Origin of the sequence: Pseudomonas sp. FP1154 (assembly GCF_030687245.1) — a bacterium.
Taxonomy (GTDB): Bacteria; Pseudomonadota; Gammaproteobacteria; order Pseudomonadales; family Pseudomonadaceae; genus Aquipseudomonas; species Aquipseudomonas rhizophila.
The window spans coordinates 1,661,918-1,677,220 of sequence record NZ_CP117465.1 but is presented as its reverse complement, the minus strand read 5'-3'; the positions used below and the strand labels follow the sequence as shown (position 1 = coordinate 1,677,220).

Here is a 15,303-nt window from a genome sequence, read left to right as displayed (position 1 = left end):
TCGGCGCGACGCTGTAATTAATGATTAGATCTGCAAGACCCGAGCCATGGCTTCGTCGCCTTCTTTGGCGGTGTTCATCATCTTGACGTGAAGCTCGAACTGCTTGGCCAGGGCCAGCACCGAAGTCATCTCGTCCACGGCATTGACGTTGCTCGCTTCCTGGAAACCCGACACCAGTTGCACGTTGGCATCAATGACAGCCGGCTGGCCGTCCTTGGTGCGGATGGTGCCGTCCAGGCCCTTGGTCATGTTGCGAAGATCCGGGTTGACCAGCTTGATGCGGTCGACTTCAGCCATCACGCGCGGGCCTTCACCCATGGCGCGGATACTGATGGTGCCGTCCTGGCCGATTTCGATTTTCTGCTCTGGCGGCACGGCGATCGGACCACCGTTGCCCATCACCGGCATACCGTTGCCGGCCCGCAGCACGCCCAGGGCGTCAACGTTGAGGCTGCCGGTGCGCACGTAGCTTTCACCGCCTTCAGGGTTCTGCACAGCCATCCAGCCCGGCCCGCTGACTGCCACGTCGAGGTCGCGGCCGGTTTCCACCAGCGCGCCAGGGGTGAAGTCAGTGGCTGGACGCTCGGACATGGCAAATGCCCGCGCCGGAAAGCTGTCGCCAAACACCGGCATCGAACGAGCCTGCTCCAGGTCTTTCTGAAAACCGTTGGTGGAGATGTTCGCCAGGTTGTTGGCATGGGCCCGCTGCGCCAGTGCGTTCTGGCTGGCGCCGGTCATTGCCACATAAAGGTACTTGTCCACTGTCGTTCCTCTGCATGCCGGACGTTTGCCGTCCACTGCTGTACTGCTGAGCACTAAGCAATTTGCAGACCAACTTTTTTCTGGCGCCGTCGAGCCGCACAAACAAAGGGCTTCAGGGTTCTTGAAGGGATATGGGGAAATGTATCGAAGACGAAAAACCGGCGGTGTCATGCCGTTTGGTGGCAACGCTTGACCTTCTGGCAACGGCTACTGCCGTCATCGCGAGCAGGCTCGCTCCCACCATGGATCTTGGGTGCTCGCAGGATTTTGAACACTCGATACCCCTGTGGGAGCGAGCCTGCTCGCGATAGAAGTCCCACCAAACACAACAGGTAAGCAACTATTATGAGCCGGCCTTACCCACCTCATACTCACGCAACTTATTGGCAATGGTCGTATGGGAAACCCCCAGCCGCTTGCCCAGTTGCCGGCTGCTGGGGTGTTCGGAATACAGCCGCTCCAACACGGCTTTCTCGAATCGCCCGACGATGTCGTCCAGCCCGCCCTCCAGGGAAAAGTCCCCCAGGGGCTGACGCACGCCGTAGTCCGGCAGACGGATATGCTCGGCTTTCACCGTTGCGCCATCACACAGGGAGACAGCCTGGAACAGCACGTTTTCCAGCTGCCGAACGTTGCCTGGCCAGTGGTAGTGGCTGAGACGGTCCATCGCCGCCGGGGCCAGTTTCGGTAGCGCACAGCCAATCTGCCGACTGGCCTGGTCAAGAAAATGCTCCACCAGCGGCATCAAGCCATCGAGGCATTCGCGCAGAGGCGGGATGTGCAGCGAAAGGACGTTCAAACGGTGGTACAGATCCTGACGAAATTCCCCTCGGGCGCAGAGCTCGGACAAATCCACCTGGGTCGCACAGATCACCCTGACATCCAGGTACACCTCTTCATCGCTGCCTACACGACGGAAGCAACCGTCCTGCAAAAAGCGCAGCAATTTCACTTGCAGGCGCGGGCTCATTTCCCCTACCCCGTCGAGGAACAACGTGCCTCCGGCGGTCAGTTCGAGCAAACCGAGCTTGCCTTCGGCCCGGGCCCCCTCGAAAGCACCGGGGCCGTAGCCGAACAGTTCGGTCTCGGCCATGGACTCGGGCAACCCCGCACAGTTGAGTGCCATCAACGGTGACTGCCCGCGCGGACTCGCCAGGTGACAGGCGCGAGCCAGCAACTCTTTGCCAGTGCCGGTTTCACCTTCTATCAACAGCGGCGCATCCAGTGGCGCCATGCGCCGGGCTTCCCGGACCACAGCGGCCATCACCTTCGAACTCTGGAAAATGCTGTCGAAGCCGCGCAGTTCCTGCTTGCGCACGTTATAAATGCGCTCGCCAACCCGGTCCGCCCGATGCAACGTCAGCACCGCACCGGCCATGGCCTCGCTGTCGTCGTGCTCCGATTGCAGTGGCGCGATGTCCGCCAGAAACACATCGCCCCTGACCTTGACCCGCAAACCGTTGATGCGTGACTGATTGGCGCGCACCAGCTCAGGCAGGTCAAAATCCTCGGCGTACCGGGACAGTGGAATCCCCGGCACTTCGTCCACTCGCACCCCGAGCAACTGCGCCGCAGCCCGGTTGGCGGCGACGATGGAACCCCCCATGTCGATGGACAGCACCGGAAACTCCAGGGCGCCGAGCAGCGCGTTGAGCTCCATGTGCCGACGTTCACTGGGCATCAACCCCACCCGCTTGACGCCGAAGACCCCGGCAATGCCTTCGAACTTCGGGCGAAGCGCCTGAAACTGGATGTTGATCAGATTCGGGCAGTGCAGATAAATCGCATTGCCGTGCTCACCGCCCACTTCCCCGCGGGCGACGTTGATGCCGTACTCCACCAGCAGGTTGAGGATGTCCCGCAGGATGCCGATGCGGTTCTGGCAATGGACTTTGATGCGCATGAAAAGGCCCGATATCGATGTGTATGCAAGCATGGGAGAGCGGGAGCAAGCTCCCTCGCTACAAGTTTTTCTGCTTGGCAGCGCAAATAAACGTCAAGATTATGTGACAGTTGTAGGCCATTTCCCAGTCGAAAAACCCGACAATAGCGAAGAACAGCCGGAGCCGTAACGAAAACTTTACGAAACCACACCTTTATCGCGATACCCACTCTTGCCTGCCTGCTGCACACATCCCTGCTTCGGGTTATCTCTAATGCATCGCTGGACATAACAACAAACAAGCCGTCCCCCAGAGGGAAATCAGCAGGAGAGCAGCATGAAGCAGACGCAATACGTGGCCCGCGAGCCCGATGCGCAAGGTTTTATTCACTACACCGCCGAAGAACACGCGGTGTGGAACACGCTGATCACCCGCCAGCTCAAAGTCATCGAAGGCCGTGCGTGCCAGGAGTACCTGGACGGTATCGACAAGCTGGGCCTGCCCCACGACCGTATTCCGCAATTGGGTGAAATCAACAAGGTGTTGGGTGAAACCACCGGCTGGCAAGTGGCCCGGGTACCAGCGCTGATCCCCTTCCAGACCTTTTTTGAATTGCTGGCCAGCAAGCAGTTTCCCGTCGCGACGTTTATTCGTACCCGCGAAGAACTGGATTACCTGCAAGAGCCGGACATTTTCCACGAGATATTTGGCCACTGCCCGCTGCTGACCAACCCCTGGTTTGCAGAATTTACCCACACCTACGGCAAACTCGGCCTACAGGCTTCCAAGGAAGAACGCGTCTACCTGGCGCGCTTGTACTGGATGACCATTGAGTTCGGCCTGGTGCAAACCCCGCAAGGCCGACGCATCTACGGTGGCGGCATCCTGTCTTCGCCCAAGGAAACTGTTTACTGCCTGTCGGACGAGCCGGAGCATCAAGCCTTCGATCCGCTGGAAGCCATGCGCACGCCGTATCGCATCGACATCCTGCAGCCGGTGTATTTCGTGCTCCCCGAGCTCAAGCGCCTGTTCGACCTGGCCCACGAAGACATCATGGGCATGGTCAAGCGCGGTCGCGAACTGGGCCTGCACGCTCCGAAATTTCCGCCAAAAGCTGCGTGAACCGCGTCTTTTAATCTCAATTGAGTCTGTTGCACAACGCGGCTTTGCTTTAGCGTGAGTGCATCGACGTTTTTCAAATATTCGATCCGGGAACACACCATGAACACTCTGAACCAAGCCCATTGCGAAGCCTGCCGCGCCGACGCGCCACAAGTCAGCGACGAAGAACTGCCGGTACTGATCAAGCAGATCCCGGACTGGAACATCGAAGTGCGCGACGGCGTGATGCAGCTGGAAAAAGTCTTCCTGTTCAAGAATTTCAAGCACGCCCTGGCCTTCACCAACGCCGTAGGGGAAATCTCCGAGGCCGAAGGTCATCACCCGGGTCTGCTCACCGAATGGGGCAAAGTCACCGTGACCTGGTGGAGCCACTCCATCAAGGGCTTGCACCGCAACGACTTCATCATGGCCGCCCGCACCGATGACGTGGCCAAGGCCGCCGAGGGCCGCAAGTAATGCATTTCGATGCCATCGGCCGGGTGCCCGGCGATCCGATCCTCGGCCTGATGGAGGCTTACGCGGCAGACAGCAATCCGGGCAAGTTCGACCTGGGCGTGGGCGTCTATAAAGACGCCCAAGGCCTGACGCCGATTCTTGCGGCAGTCAAACAGGCCGAGCAGCGCCTGGTGGACCGCCAGAGCACCAAGACCTACATCGGCGGTCATGGCGACGCCGCGTTCGGCCAGTTGATCAATGAACTGGTGCTGGGCGCCGACTCAACGCTGATCAAGGACAACCGCGTCGGTGCGACCCAGACGCCGGGCGGCACCGGCGCCCTGCGCCTGAGTGCCGACTTCATTGCCCAGTGCCTGCCGGGCCGCGGCGTTTGGTTGAGCAACCCGACCTGGCCGATTCACGAAACCATCTTCGCCGCCGCCGGGGTCAAGGCCAGCCATTACCCCTACGTGGGCACCGACAATCGCCTGGATTTCGAAGCGATGCTGGCGACCCTGAGCCAGGCACCCAAAGGCGATGTGGTATTGCTGCATGCCTGCTGCCATAACCCCACCGGCTTCGACCTGACCCAGGAACAATGGCGCCAGGTGCTGGAAGTGATGCGCAGCCGCAACCTGCTGCCGTTGATCGACTTCGCTTATCAAGGTTTCGGCGATGGGCTGGAGCAGGACGCCTGGGCCGTCCGGCTGTTTGCCCAGGCACTGCCTGAAGTCCTGATCACAAGTTCCTGTTCGAAGAACTTCGGCCTGTACCGCGACCGCACCGGTGCGCTGATCGTCTGCGCCGGCGATGCCGACAAACTGGTGGATATCCGCAGCCAACTGGCGAACATCGCTCGCAACCTGTGGTCGACGCCACCGGATCATGGCGCGGCGGTAGTGGCGACGATCCTGGGCAACCCGGACCTCAAAAGCCTGTGGGCCGACGAAGTGCAGACCATGCGCCTGCGCATTGCGCAGTTGCGCAGCGGCCTGCTGGAAGCGCTCGAACCCCACGGTTTGCGTGAGCGCTTCGCCCATATCGGCGTGCAACGGGGAATGTTTTCCTACACCGGCCTGACGCCGGAACAGGTCAGGCTCCTGCGCGAACGCCACAGCGTGTACATGGTCGGCACAGGCCGGGCCAACGTGGCAGGCATCGACGCCACGCGCCTGGATTTGCTGGCAGAGGCTATTGCTGACGTGTGCAAGTAACCAGCCTTTGAATAGCTGAACACATCCCCTTGTGGCGAGGGGATTTATCCCCGCTGGGCTGCGCAGCAGCCCTTAAATCCGTCACCTCGGAGAGTCAGGTTGCCTTATATCGAAGGTTTTGGGGCTGCTACGCAGCCCAACGGGGATTTATCCCCTCACCACAGATAAGTCCTTTTCACCACAGAAGCTGCGCCAGACGCTAGACCTGCGGGCCCGTCCACTCCCGGACAAACTGCCCGACGTCTTCCTTCGGCGCCGTGCGTGCTTCTTTCTGCGGTGTGCCCAGGTAGAGAAAACCGATCACCTCTTCACCGTCCTCAAGACCAAGCCCCTTGGCCACATGAGGTGAATACGCCAGCTCACCCGTACGCCAGACTCCGCCCACCCCTTGGGCGTAAGCCGCCAACAGGATTGCGTGGGCTGCGCAGGCGGCCGCCAGCATTTGTTCGGACTTGGGAATTTTGAAATGGTCCTGCAACCGTGCAATCACCACCACGACCAGCGGTGCGCGCAGCGGGCCGTTGAGCGCCTTCTCCACGACGGCTTCGGCTACCAGCGGATCATTGAACCGCGCCGCTTCGGCCAGGAGCTCGCCCATGCGATGACGCGCCTGCCCTTCGACCGTCAGAAATCGCCATGGCCGCAACTGGCCATGATCCGGAGCCCGCATCGCCGCGGCGAACATGACCTCGCGCTGTTCGGCGGTAGGCGCCGGGTCCACCAGGCGCGGGACGGAAACACGGTTGAGCAAAGCGTCGAGAGCCTGCATCGGCCACCTCCTGAAAAAATGTCCAGCTATTCTAGTGGCTTGTACGGCGAGTTCGTTAGCTCAAATTCCGCAACCAGAAGTCCATTGCGCAGGCCACTGGCCTCACGCGCCACCGGGTGCCGGTTTACATGCCGCTTGTCGCGGGTAGAATGACGCCCTTCCCTTTCAGCCCGAGCGGACTTCATGGCGTTGCCGACCCTACGGATCATTGGTTTCATCATCGGCATCTTCCTGATCACCCTGGCGATCTTCATGGTCGTGCCCATGGCCACCTTGCTGATCTTCGAGCGCACCAACGACCTGCCATCGTTCCTCTGGTCGAGCATGATCACCTTTGTCGCCGGCCTGGCCCTGATCCTTCCCGGACGCCCGGAACACGTGCATCTGCGGCCCAGGGACATGTACCTGCTGACCGTCAGCAGTTGGCTGGTGGTGTGTATCTTTGCCGCGTTGCCCTTCCTGCTGACCCAGCACATCAGCTACACCGACTCGTTCTTCGAAAGCATGTCCGGGATCACCGCCACCGGCGCCACGGTCCTGAGCGGCCTGGATAACATGTCCCCCGGCATCCTGATGTGGCGGTCGTTGTTGCACTGGCTCGGCGGGATCGGCTTCATTGCGATGGCGGTGGCGATCCTGCCGCTGTTGCGCATCGGTGGCATGAGACTGTTCCAGACCGAATCCTCCGACCGCTCGGAGAAAGTCATGCCCCGCTCCCACATGGTGGCGCGGCTGATCGTGGCGTCCTATGTAGGCATCACCATTCTCGGCACCCTCGCACTGTGGTGGGCGGGGATGAACCTGTTCGATGCCATCAACCATGCGATGTCGGCGATCTCCACCGGCGGGTTCTCGACGTCGGACAAATCCCTGGCCAAATGGACTGAACCGGCGGTGCATTGGGTCACTATCGTCATCATGATTCTCGGCAGCCTGCCGTTTGCCTTGTACGTCTCGACACTGCGGGGCAATCGCCGGGCGCTGATCAAGGACCAACAGGTCCAAGGCCTGCTGGCGGTGCTGCTGGTGACCTGGGTGGTACTGGGCACCTGGTATTGGGCGACAACCGACCTGCACTGGCTGGAGGCCCTGCGGCACGTGGCGTTGAACGTGACGTCGATCGTCACCACCACAGGCTTCGCGCTGGGAGACTACAGCCTGTGGGGCAATTTCTCGCTGATGTTGTTCTTCTACCTGGGTTTCGTCGGCGGCTGTTCCGGTTCGACGGCCGGCGGGATCAAGATCTTCCGCTTCCAGGTTGCCTACATCCTGCTCAGGGCCAACCTCAAGCAACTGATCCACCCGCGCGCGGTGATCAAGCAGAAATATAACGGCCACCGCCTCGACGAAGAAATCGTACGCTCGATTCTCACCTTCTCGTTCTTCTTCGCCATCACCATCTGCGTGATCGCCCTGCTGCTCTCGCTATTGGGCGTGGAATGGATGACCGCCCTGACCGGCGCGGCCAGCACCGTGTCCGGCGTCGGCCCGGGACTGGGAGAGACCATCGGCCCGGCCGGCAACTTTGCGCCGCTGCCGGATGCGGCCAAGTGGATTCTGTCGGCTGGCATGCTGCTGGGCCGACTGGAGATCATCACCGTGTTCGTGCTGTGTATCCCGGCGTTCTGGCGTCACTGACCGGGCTGGCCGTTTGACCGCGCCCGGTATTCGCCGGGCGTTGTGTCGAACCAGCGTCGAAAGGCCCGGAAAAAATTGCTCGGGTCGGCGAAGCCCAGCAGATAGGCGATTTCCAGCAGGGTCAGGGCCGGCTGCGCCAGATACTGTTCGGCCAGTTCGCGGCGGGTGTCATCGAGCAAGCTCTGGAACGTGGTGCCCTCTTCCTGCAAGCGTCGCTGCAAGGTGCGCTGGGACAGGTGCAGCGTCTGCGCCACCACGTCACGCTTAGGCTCGCCCCGTGGCAGCAGCCGGCACAACACTTGCCGGGTCTGGTGGGTCACGCGGCTTTCGGAAAAACGCGCCAGGTATTCACCGGCAAACCGGTCGTGGAGCTGCGCCATGGCCTCGTTGGCGGTGGGTAACGGTGCTTCCATGTCACTACGTTCGAAGATCAACGCGTCGTAAGGTGCGCCGAACATCAGTGGCGCGGGAAACGCCTGTTGATAAGGCGCCAGATCAACCGGTTCGGCGCCCTGGAACAGCACCTTCATCGGGTGCAGGGTGCGTCCGGTCAACCAGTTGCACATGGCCAGTGCACAGGCCAGGGAAGCCTCGGCACTCTGGCGGGTGGGCGGGAGATGGTCGCCATGCACTGTCAGAACCAACCCGTAGCCCCCCTCCATCTGACGAAAGCTCAGGTCGGCGCTTTCAGCGATGATCCGCTGATAACGCACGAGCCGCTGGAAACCCTCGACCAGCGTGCGGCTGGACATCAAGGCATACCCGACCACGTGAAACGACGCCGGGCGCACCACTTTACCCATGTTCAAGGCGATGGCCGGGTTGCCCGACAACTCCACGGCGCGTTGCCAGAGTCGGGTCATCGAATCCTGGGGGAAACGTGCATCTGGATCTTCCAGCGCGTCATAGTCCAGCCCCAGCTGTTTGAACAGCATCCGACAATCCAGGCCGTCCATTTCCAGTGCCTTGACAATCCCCATCGCCCAGCTTGAAGAAGTCGTTCGTTCGCTCATGACGTTTTACTTGCATGACGAGCCGCAGGGTACGGCTGGATTTGCGAAGGATACTAAAGTGGCGCCCATTGTCACTGGTCGTTGCAAGTGATCGCTCTAGACTTCAATCAAACCGTTGGTCGCCCAGAACCAACAGAACAATAACCACAGAGCCCGCAGTCGTGGAAAACACCAGACGCTTCAATACGTTCGCTGAGTTCTATCCCTATTACCTCAGCGAACACAGCAACAGCACCTGCCGGCGCTTGCACTTTATCGGCACCTCTCTGGTCATCCTGATTGTTGCCCTGGCTCTGATCGTCGGCAACGGCTGGTGGCTGATCGTCTTGCCCATTACCGGCTACGGCTTTGCCTGGGTCGGGCATTTCTTCTTTGAAAAGAACCGTCCCGCCACGTTCCAGCACCCGTTCTACAGCCTGCTCGGCGATTTCGTCATGTACCGCGACATGCTGCGGGGCAAAGTTGCGTTCTAGCCACTCTCAAAGGACTGCCCATGAACTCCCACGCGCGCTTTACCCACATGAAGGACGGTACTGAGGAAGACTGGGCAATCATCGCTGCCGACTTCAGCGCCTATGCCCGGCAATTACCGGGTCGAATCCTGACCCATTTGAAGTTGCTGGACGGCGATTTCGGCGGTTTTCCGGTGGATCGCCTGACCCATTCCCTGCAAACCGCCACCCGCGCCTATCGTGACGGACGGGACGAGGAATATGTGATCTGCGCCTTGCTTCACGACATCGGCGACACCTTGGGCAGCTACAACCACCCGGACATTGCCGCCGCCATCCTCAAGCCGTTCGTCAGCGCCGAAAACCTGTGGATGGTGGAGAAACACGGGATATTCCAGGGCTATTACTTCTTCCATCACCTGGGCATGGACCGGCACCTGCGCGAGCAATTCAAAGCGCATCCCCAATACCAGGCGACCATTGATTTCTGCGCCCGATACGACGCCGCGGCGTTCGATGCCGAGTACGACACCCTGCCGTTGAGTTTCTTCGAGCCAATGCTGGAAAGGCTGTTTGCCGCACCGAAGCAGTCGATCTACAAGGCGGCGATGGCTGAACAGGTTCAAGCCTGACTGATTGCCGGGGATCGCTGTGCGGTCCATCGCGGGCAAGCCTTGCTCCCACAGGTGGTGCTTGCTCTCGCAGGCTGTGAATACCTGTGGGAGCAAGGCTTGCCCGCGATGGCGTCAGATCGGCTCACGCCGGTTCGGTGACTTTCAACTCAGCCCGGATCAACGCCTCCCGCGCCTGGGCATCGGCCAACCGATACAACTCGATCGACCCGTCCCAATGCTCGATCGCAGCGCCGTGCACGACTCGACCCAATCGCCACAATTGAGATACTCCACCTCGCCCACCCTGCGCATCTCGGCATGGTGGATGTGTCCGCACACCACACCGTGCAGTTCACGCTTCACACATTCATGGGCGATGGCTTCTTCGAAGTCGCTGATGAAGCTGACCGCCGTCTTGACCTTGTGCTTGAGGTACGCCGACAACGACCAGTAACCGTAGCCATAACGGGCCCGCCAATGGTTGAGCCAGCGGTTCAGGGTCAGGGTGAACTCGTAGGCCGAATCGCCAAGGAACGCCAGCCAACGGTGGTACCGGGTGATGACATCGAACTGATCGCCATGGATCACCAGCAAATGCCGGCCGTCCGCGGTGACGTGCACCGCTTCGTCCACCAATTGGATATTGCCCAGGATCAGCTTCGAATATCGCCGCAGAAATTCGTCATGGTTACCGGTGACGTAGATCACCTCGGTACCGCGCTTGCTCATGGTCAGCAAGCGGCGAATGACGTTGGTGTGAGCCTGTGGCCAGTACATGCCGCCGCGCAGCTTCCAGCCGTCGATGATGTCACCCACCAGGTAGATCTTGTCGGTATGGTAGCCCTTGAGAAACTGCGACAAATGCTCGGCCTGGCAGTCCCGGGTGCCCAGGTGCACATCGGAAATCCATAAGGTGCGAACACGCTGTTTGCGGCTGGGTCTGGCGAGCTCGGCGCTGGTCATGGGCAACCCTCTGATCGTTTTAGCCACTGTGCCTCCCTGCGGTTAATACCCCATGACAAACACAAGTCCGTTACATGACAGCGCGAAGCAGCGTGGCCTCGGTGTATGCTGACGGCCTGCCCCGGGAGACCGAGATGAGACCGACCCTGACGCTACGCCATTACAGCCACGACCTGATTGTCCACAGCCACGACCACGCCCAACTGGTGTTCGGGTTGTCCGGGCTGTTGGATTTCGAGGTCGAAGGTTGTGGCAGCCAGGTCGTGCAGCAGAGTTTCGTGGTGATACCCGCCGGTGCCCATCACGCCTGCGGCAGCCCCCGTGGCAGCCGTTGCCTGGTGCTGGATGTGCCGAGCGATGACTGGATCGGGCAAGCCTTGGGTGATCACGCCGACGCCAGCCGCCGATTGCTCGACAATGCCGCGCGCAGGCCCCTGGATGCGGGGCAAAGCCAGTTGGTCAGTTGGCTGGCGGGCAGCCCGGTGGACGACCCGGTGATCGCCCAACAAGGGGCCGTGCTGCTCCTGGCCAGCCTCAATGGCACTGGCCAGGACATCGTCGGCGGCCGGCGCCTGCCCTATGCGGCGCTCAACGCCCACATTGACCAGTACGCCGCCTATCCGCTGCAAGTGGCGGACCTGGCCCAGGTCGCCGGGCTCTCCAGTGCCCGCTTGCATGCACGCTTCGTCGCCGAATGCGGGCAAACCCCGATGGACTACATCCGCAGTCGCCGTCTACACAAGGCGGTGGACCTGCTGCGTGATTCGCAACTGCCCATCGGTGAAATCGCCCACCGGGTCGGTTATAGCTCGCAAAGCGCCTTTGCCGCCGCAGTGCTGCGCGAATTCGGCGCCTCACCGGGCAAGCTGCGGCGCCAGCGCTAGCTTCGCGCTAAAAAACGCGAGGATCGCGACAGACATGAACGGCCGGTAGCGGGTTCAATACCCAGACGCTCAACCGTTGGACAAGGATCGCAATGACTCCCCGTACCGCCCTCGGCGCCCTGCACATTGGCGCACTCATGTTTGGCCTGACCGGTGTATTCGGCAAGCTCGCCGCCGCCTCGCCAGCGGTCATTGTGTTCGGCCGCGCCGTATTCGCCGTGCTGGCCCTGGCGTTTTTTGCCCGCTTCGCCAGCAGCGCCCGCTGGCACAAGCTCCACGCACAGGACCTTCGACGCCTGCTGCTGGGCGGCCTATTGCTCGCCGGACACTGGGTGAGCTTCTTCATATCGGTCAAAGTCGCCGGTGTGGCAATCGCCACGTTGGGCTTTACCAGCTTCCCGGCCTTCACGGTGTTGCTCGAAGGGTTGATTTTCCGCGAGCGGATCCGTGCCAATGAAATCCTGTTGGTGGCAATGGTAAGCATCGGCCTGGTGCTGGTCACACCGCACTTCGACCTGGCCAGCGGCGCCACCACCGGCCTGCTGTGGGCCGTGCTTTCGGGGTTGCTGTTCTCGCTGCTTTCGCTGGTCAACCGCGCCGGTTCCACACGGGTGCCGCCGGTACAGGCCGCTTTGTGCCAAAACCTGGTGGTCGGCTTTTGCCTGTTGCCAATGGCAGCGCCGCAACTGATTGACGTGCGCCCTGTCGACTGGCTGTGGATCGCCCTGCTGGGGGTGTTCTGCACCGGCCTGGCCCATAGCCTGTTCGTCGCCAGCCTGGCGGTGATCAAGGCCCGCACGGCGGCGGTGGTGTTTGCCATGGAACCGGTCTACGGCATCACCATCGCCTGGTTGCTATTCGATGAAAACCCGACGTTGCGCATGCTGCTGGGTGGCGCGCTGATCATCGTCGCGATCGTGATGTCGAGCCAACTCAGTGGCGGCACAAAGAAACCGGGTGTAAGCGCCCAAGCCGCGTCTCACTGAACCCGGTCGTTGTGGCCCAGGTCCCGCTCCGGGTCGATCCGGTCGCGGACCCGCTGCTTGAGAACCTTGGCCTCGGGAAAACCACCATCGGCCTTGCGTTCCCAGATCTGCGTGCCGTCGCAACTGATATGAAACACCCCACCGGTGCCCGGCACCAACGACACCTTGCCCAAGTCGTCGCTAAACGTGCTGAGCAGTTCCTGAGCCAGCCAGGCGGCGCGCAGCAGCCACTGACATTGGGTGCAATAGGTGATGACGACTTCCGGCTTGTGCTCGGTCATTGCGGGTGAACTCCTGGGGGCAAAGGCATCGCTATAATACCTGCCTTTGATTGCCCGCCCCGAGATTGACGATGCGCCGCCTGCTGCCTTGCCTGCTTCTGCTACTGCTGCCCCTGCTCGTTCATGCCAACGAGCCCGCCGTCGAGGCGCCGCATCCGAAAATCGGCCTGGTACTGTCCGGCGGCGCCGCCCGGGGCCTGGCCCACATCGGGGTGCTCAAGGCCCTGGAGGAGCAAGGCATCCAGATCGACGCCATCGCGGGCACCAGCATGGGCGCAGTGATCGGTGGACTGTATGCCTCAGGTTACAAAATCGACGAGTTGGAAAAACTCGCCTTGGGCATCGACTGGCAACAGGCCCTGTCCGACGCTCCGCCGCGCAAGGACGTGCCGTTCCGGCGCAAGCAGGACGATCGGGACTTTCTGGTGAAACAGAAACTCAGCTTTCGTGATGACGGCAGCCTCGGCCTGCCCTTGGGCGTTATCCAGGGGCAGAACCTGGCCCTGCTGCTCGAAAGCCTGCTGGCCCACGCCAGCGACACCCGGGACTTCGACAAACTGCCAATCCCTTTCCGCGCCGTGGCGACCGACATCGCCAGTGGCGAGAAAGTGGTGTTTCGCAAGGGCCACCTGCCCAAGGTCATCCGCGCCAGCATGTCGATCCCGGCGGTATTCGCGCCGGTGGAACTGGACGGCCGGTTGCTGGTGGATGGCGGCATGACCGACAACATCCCGCTGGATGTGGCCCGGGAAATGGGCGTGGACAGGGCCATCGTGGTGGACATCGGCACCCCGCTGAGCACCCGCAAGCAATTGGTCACCGTGATCGACGTCCTGAACCAGTCGACCACCCTGATGACCCGGCGCAACTCCGAAGAACAATTGGCAACGCTCAGAGAAGACGATGTGCTGATCCAGCCGGCGCTGGCGAGCTTCGGCGCCACAGACTTCGGCCGCGCCCAGGAAATGATCGACGCCGGTTACCGTGCCACCCAAATACTCGAGGCCCGCCTGGCGCACCTGCGCCCCACGGAGCCGGCCGACCCCGAGCTCATGGCGGCGCGTACCCCAAGCGAGCGCACGCCGGTCATCACCGCCATTCGCGTGGAGAACGACTCCAAAGTCGGTGACGACGTGATTCGCTATTACGTTCGCCAGCAAGTCGGCGAGCCGCTGGACCTGGGTCGTTTGCAGACCGACATGGGCACGTTGTACGGGCTGGATTACTTCGAGCAGGTGCAATACCGCGTAGTGCACAAGGCCCCGGACCATACGCTGGTCATCAGTGCCCGGGGCAAACGCACCGGCACCGATTACCTGCGGCTGGGGTTGAGCCTGTCGGACGACATGCGCGGCGACAGCGCTTTCAACCTCGGCGCCAGCTATCGGGTCAATGGCATCAATCGCCTCGGCGCCGAGTGGCTGACCCGGGCACAGATTGGCGACAAGCAGGAGCTGTACAGCGAGTTTTACCAGCCGCTGGATGTCGGCTCGCGCTACTTCATCGCACCCTACGGGCAATTCGAATCCCGCAACGTCGAGTCCATCCTGGACAACGACCCGGTGGCCCAGTACCGCGTCGAACGTTATGGCTTTGGCCTGAACCTGGGCCGGCAGATTGGCAACAGCGGCGAAATCCGTTTCGGTGTCGGCCAAGCCTGGGGCGAGGCAGATGTACGCATTGGCGATCACGACCAGCCCAGCGAAAGTTTCAATGAAGGCTTCTACGACCTGAAGTATTCATTCGACTCCTTCGACAATGTGTACTTCCCCCATGAAGGCGAAGACATCGGCCTGACCTGGCGCCAGTATGAGCCGGGATTGGGTTCCGACCAGCGTTACCGCCAATGGGAACTCAATCTGGACAAGGCGCTGAGCCACGGCCCGGACACCTTCATCCTCGGTGGGCGTTACGGGCGTACCCTGGACACCGCTGAAGTGGTGACTTCAAGCTTTGTACTCGGTGGTGCGCGGCAACTGTCGGGCTTTCGCCAAGACGGCATCTCCGGGCAGAACATAAGCCTGATGCGCGCCGTGTATTACCGCAGGCTCACACCGCGAGCCTACCTGCCGCTGGATTTCCCGCTGTACATCGGCGGCTCCCTGGAACGCGGCCGGGCGTGGAACAACGACAATGAGTTCGACAGCGGCTACATCAATGCCGCCAGTATTTTCCTGGGGTTTGATACGCCGTTGGGGCCACTGAATTTCAGCTATGGGTTTAACGATGATGACGAGCGGGCGGTGTATCTGAATCTGGGGCAGACGTTTTGATGGCCCTGTATCCG

Annotated in this window: 14 protein-coding genes and 2 pseudogenes; 10 read left to right on the top strand and 6 right to left on the bottom strand. The window is 61.3% G+C overall.

Going from position 1 to position 15,303, the window contains the following annotated elements; translation table 11 throughout:
* Positions 1–24: 24 nt before the first annotated feature.
* Complete coding sequence (locus PSH91_RS07685) at positions 25–762, bottom strand: flagellar basal body rod protein FlgF (RefSeq protein WP_047226216.1); 738 nt, start codon at positions 760–762, stop codon at positions 25–27.
* A 343-nt stretch (positions 763–1,105) separates the two neighbouring features.
* Complete coding sequence (locus PSH91_RS07680) at positions 1,106–2,665, bottom strand: sigma-54-dependent transcriptional regulator (protein WP_076385858.1); 1,560 nt, start codon at positions 2,663–2,665, stop codon at positions 1,106–1,108.
* Here PSH91_RS07680 and PSH91_RS07675 point away from each other — a divergent pair.
* From PSH91_RS07675 to PSH91_RS07660, 4 genes are all read left to right on the top strand, one after another.
* Positions 2,664–2,834, top strand: a complete 171-nt coding sequence (locus PSH91_RS07675) for a hypothetical protein (protein WP_305467767.1) — start codon at positions 2,664–2,666, stop codon at positions 2,832–2,834. The genes PSH91_RS07680 and PSH91_RS07675 overlap by 2 nt on opposite strands.
* Positions 2,835–2,981: 147 nt before the next feature.
* On the top strand, positions 2,982–3,767 hold the full coding sequence (gene phhA / locus PSH91_RS07670) for a phenylalanine 4-monooxygenase (protein ID WP_047226214.1): 786 nt from the start codon (positions 2,982–2,984) through the stop codon (positions 3,765–3,767).
* Between the two features lie 99 nt (positions 3,768–3,866).
* Positions 3,867–4,223, top strand: a complete 357-nt coding sequence (locus PSH91_RS07665) for a 4a-hydroxytetrahydrobiopterin dehydratase (protein ID WP_305467765.1) — start codon at positions 3,867–3,869, stop codon at positions 4,221–4,223.
* Positions 4,223–5,416, top strand: coding sequence for an amino acid aminotransferase (locus PSH91_RS07660; RefSeq protein WP_305467762.1), 1,194 nt, complete (start codon positions 4,223–4,225; stop codon positions 5,414–5,416). Before PSH91_RS07665 ends, PSH91_RS07660 begins: the two co-directional genes overlap by 1 nt.
* Positions 5,417–5,615: 199 nt before the next feature.
* Here the strand turns inward: PSH91_RS07660 and PSH91_RS07655 are convergent, their stop codons facing one another.
* Complete coding sequence (locus PSH91_RS07655) at positions 5,616–6,185, bottom strand: NAD(P)H nitroreductase (protein WP_076385862.1); 570 nt, start codon at positions 6,183–6,185, stop codon at positions 5,616–5,618.
* 183 nt (positions 6,186–6,368) lie between these two features.
* Here PSH91_RS07655 and PSH91_RS07650 point away from each other — a divergent pair, with 183 nt between their 5' ends.
* The gene (locus tag PSH91_RS07650) at positions 6,369–7,823 is read left to right on the top strand and encodes a TrkH family potassium uptake protein (RefSeq protein WP_076385864.1); all 1,455 of its coding nucleotides are present in this window, start codon (positions 6,369–6,371) and stop codon (positions 7,821–7,823) included.
* Here PSH91_RS07650 and PSH91_RS07645 read toward each other — a convergent pair.
* Positions 7,780–8,836: pseudogene (locus tag PSH91_RS07645) on the bottom strand (AraC family transcriptional regulator). The gene PSH91_RS07650 and the pseudogene PSH91_RS07645 sit on opposite strands and share 44 nt — an antisense overlap.
* A 161-nt stretch (positions 8,837–8,997) precedes the next feature.
* Here PSH91_RS07645 and PSH91_RS07640 point away from each other — a divergent pair.
* Positions 8,998–9,309 carry a DUF962 domain-containing protein gene (locus tag PSH91_RS07640; protein WP_305467760.1) on the top strand — a complete coding sequence of 104 codons (312 nt, stop codon included), beginning with the start codon at positions 8,998–9,000 and terminating at the stop codon, positions 9,307–9,309.
* A gap of 20 nt (positions 9,310–9,329) precedes the next feature.
* Positions 9,330–9,920: an HD domain-containing protein gene (locus PSH91_RS07635; protein ID WP_188251126.1), complete on the top strand. Its 591-nt coding sequence runs from the start codon at positions 9,330–9,332 to the stop codon at positions 9,918–9,920.
* 124 nt (positions 9,921–10,044) lie between these two features.
* On the opposite strand, the pseudogene PSH91_RS07630 reads toward PSH91_RS07635, so the two are convergent.
* Positions 10,045–10,865: pseudogene (locus tag PSH91_RS07630) on the bottom strand (UDP-2,3-diacylglucosamine diphosphatase).
* 134 nt (positions 10,866–10,999) lie between these two features.
* On the opposite strand from PSH91_RS07630, the gene PSH91_RS07625 reads away from it, so the two are divergent.
* Both PSH91_RS07625 and PSH91_RS07620 read left to right on the top strand, forming a co-directional pair.
* On the top strand, positions 11,000–11,749 hold the full coding sequence (locus PSH91_RS07625; protein WP_076385868.1) for an AraC family transcriptional regulator: 750 nt from the start codon (positions 11,000–11,002) through the stop codon (positions 11,747–11,749).
* Positions 11,750–11,841: 92 nt separating this feature from the next.
* Positions 11,842–12,735 carry a DMT family transporter gene (locus PSH91_RS07620; protein ID WP_076385870.1) on the top strand — a complete coding sequence of 298 codons (894 nt, stop codon included), beginning with the start codon at positions 11,842–11,844 and terminating at the stop codon, positions 12,733–12,735.
* Here PSH91_RS07620 and PSH91_RS07615 read toward each other — a convergent pair.
* Positions 12,729–13,016 (bottom strand): SelT/SelW/SelH family protein, encoded by a 288-nt coding sequence (locus PSH91_RS07615; protein WP_047226205.1) that lies wholly within the window; start codon positions 13,014–13,016, stop codon positions 12,729–12,731. The genes PSH91_RS07620 and PSH91_RS07615 overlap by 7 nt on opposite strands.
* A gap of 71 nt (positions 13,017–13,087) precedes the next feature.
* Between PSH91_RS07615 and PSH91_RS07610 the strand changes: the two genes are divergently transcribed.
* On the top strand, positions 13,088–15,289 hold the full coding sequence (locus PSH91_RS07610; RefSeq protein WP_047226204.1) for a patatin-like phospholipase family protein: 2,202 nt from the start codon (positions 13,088–13,090) through the stop codon (positions 15,287–15,289).
* Positions 15,290–15,303 lie beyond the last annotated feature (14 nt).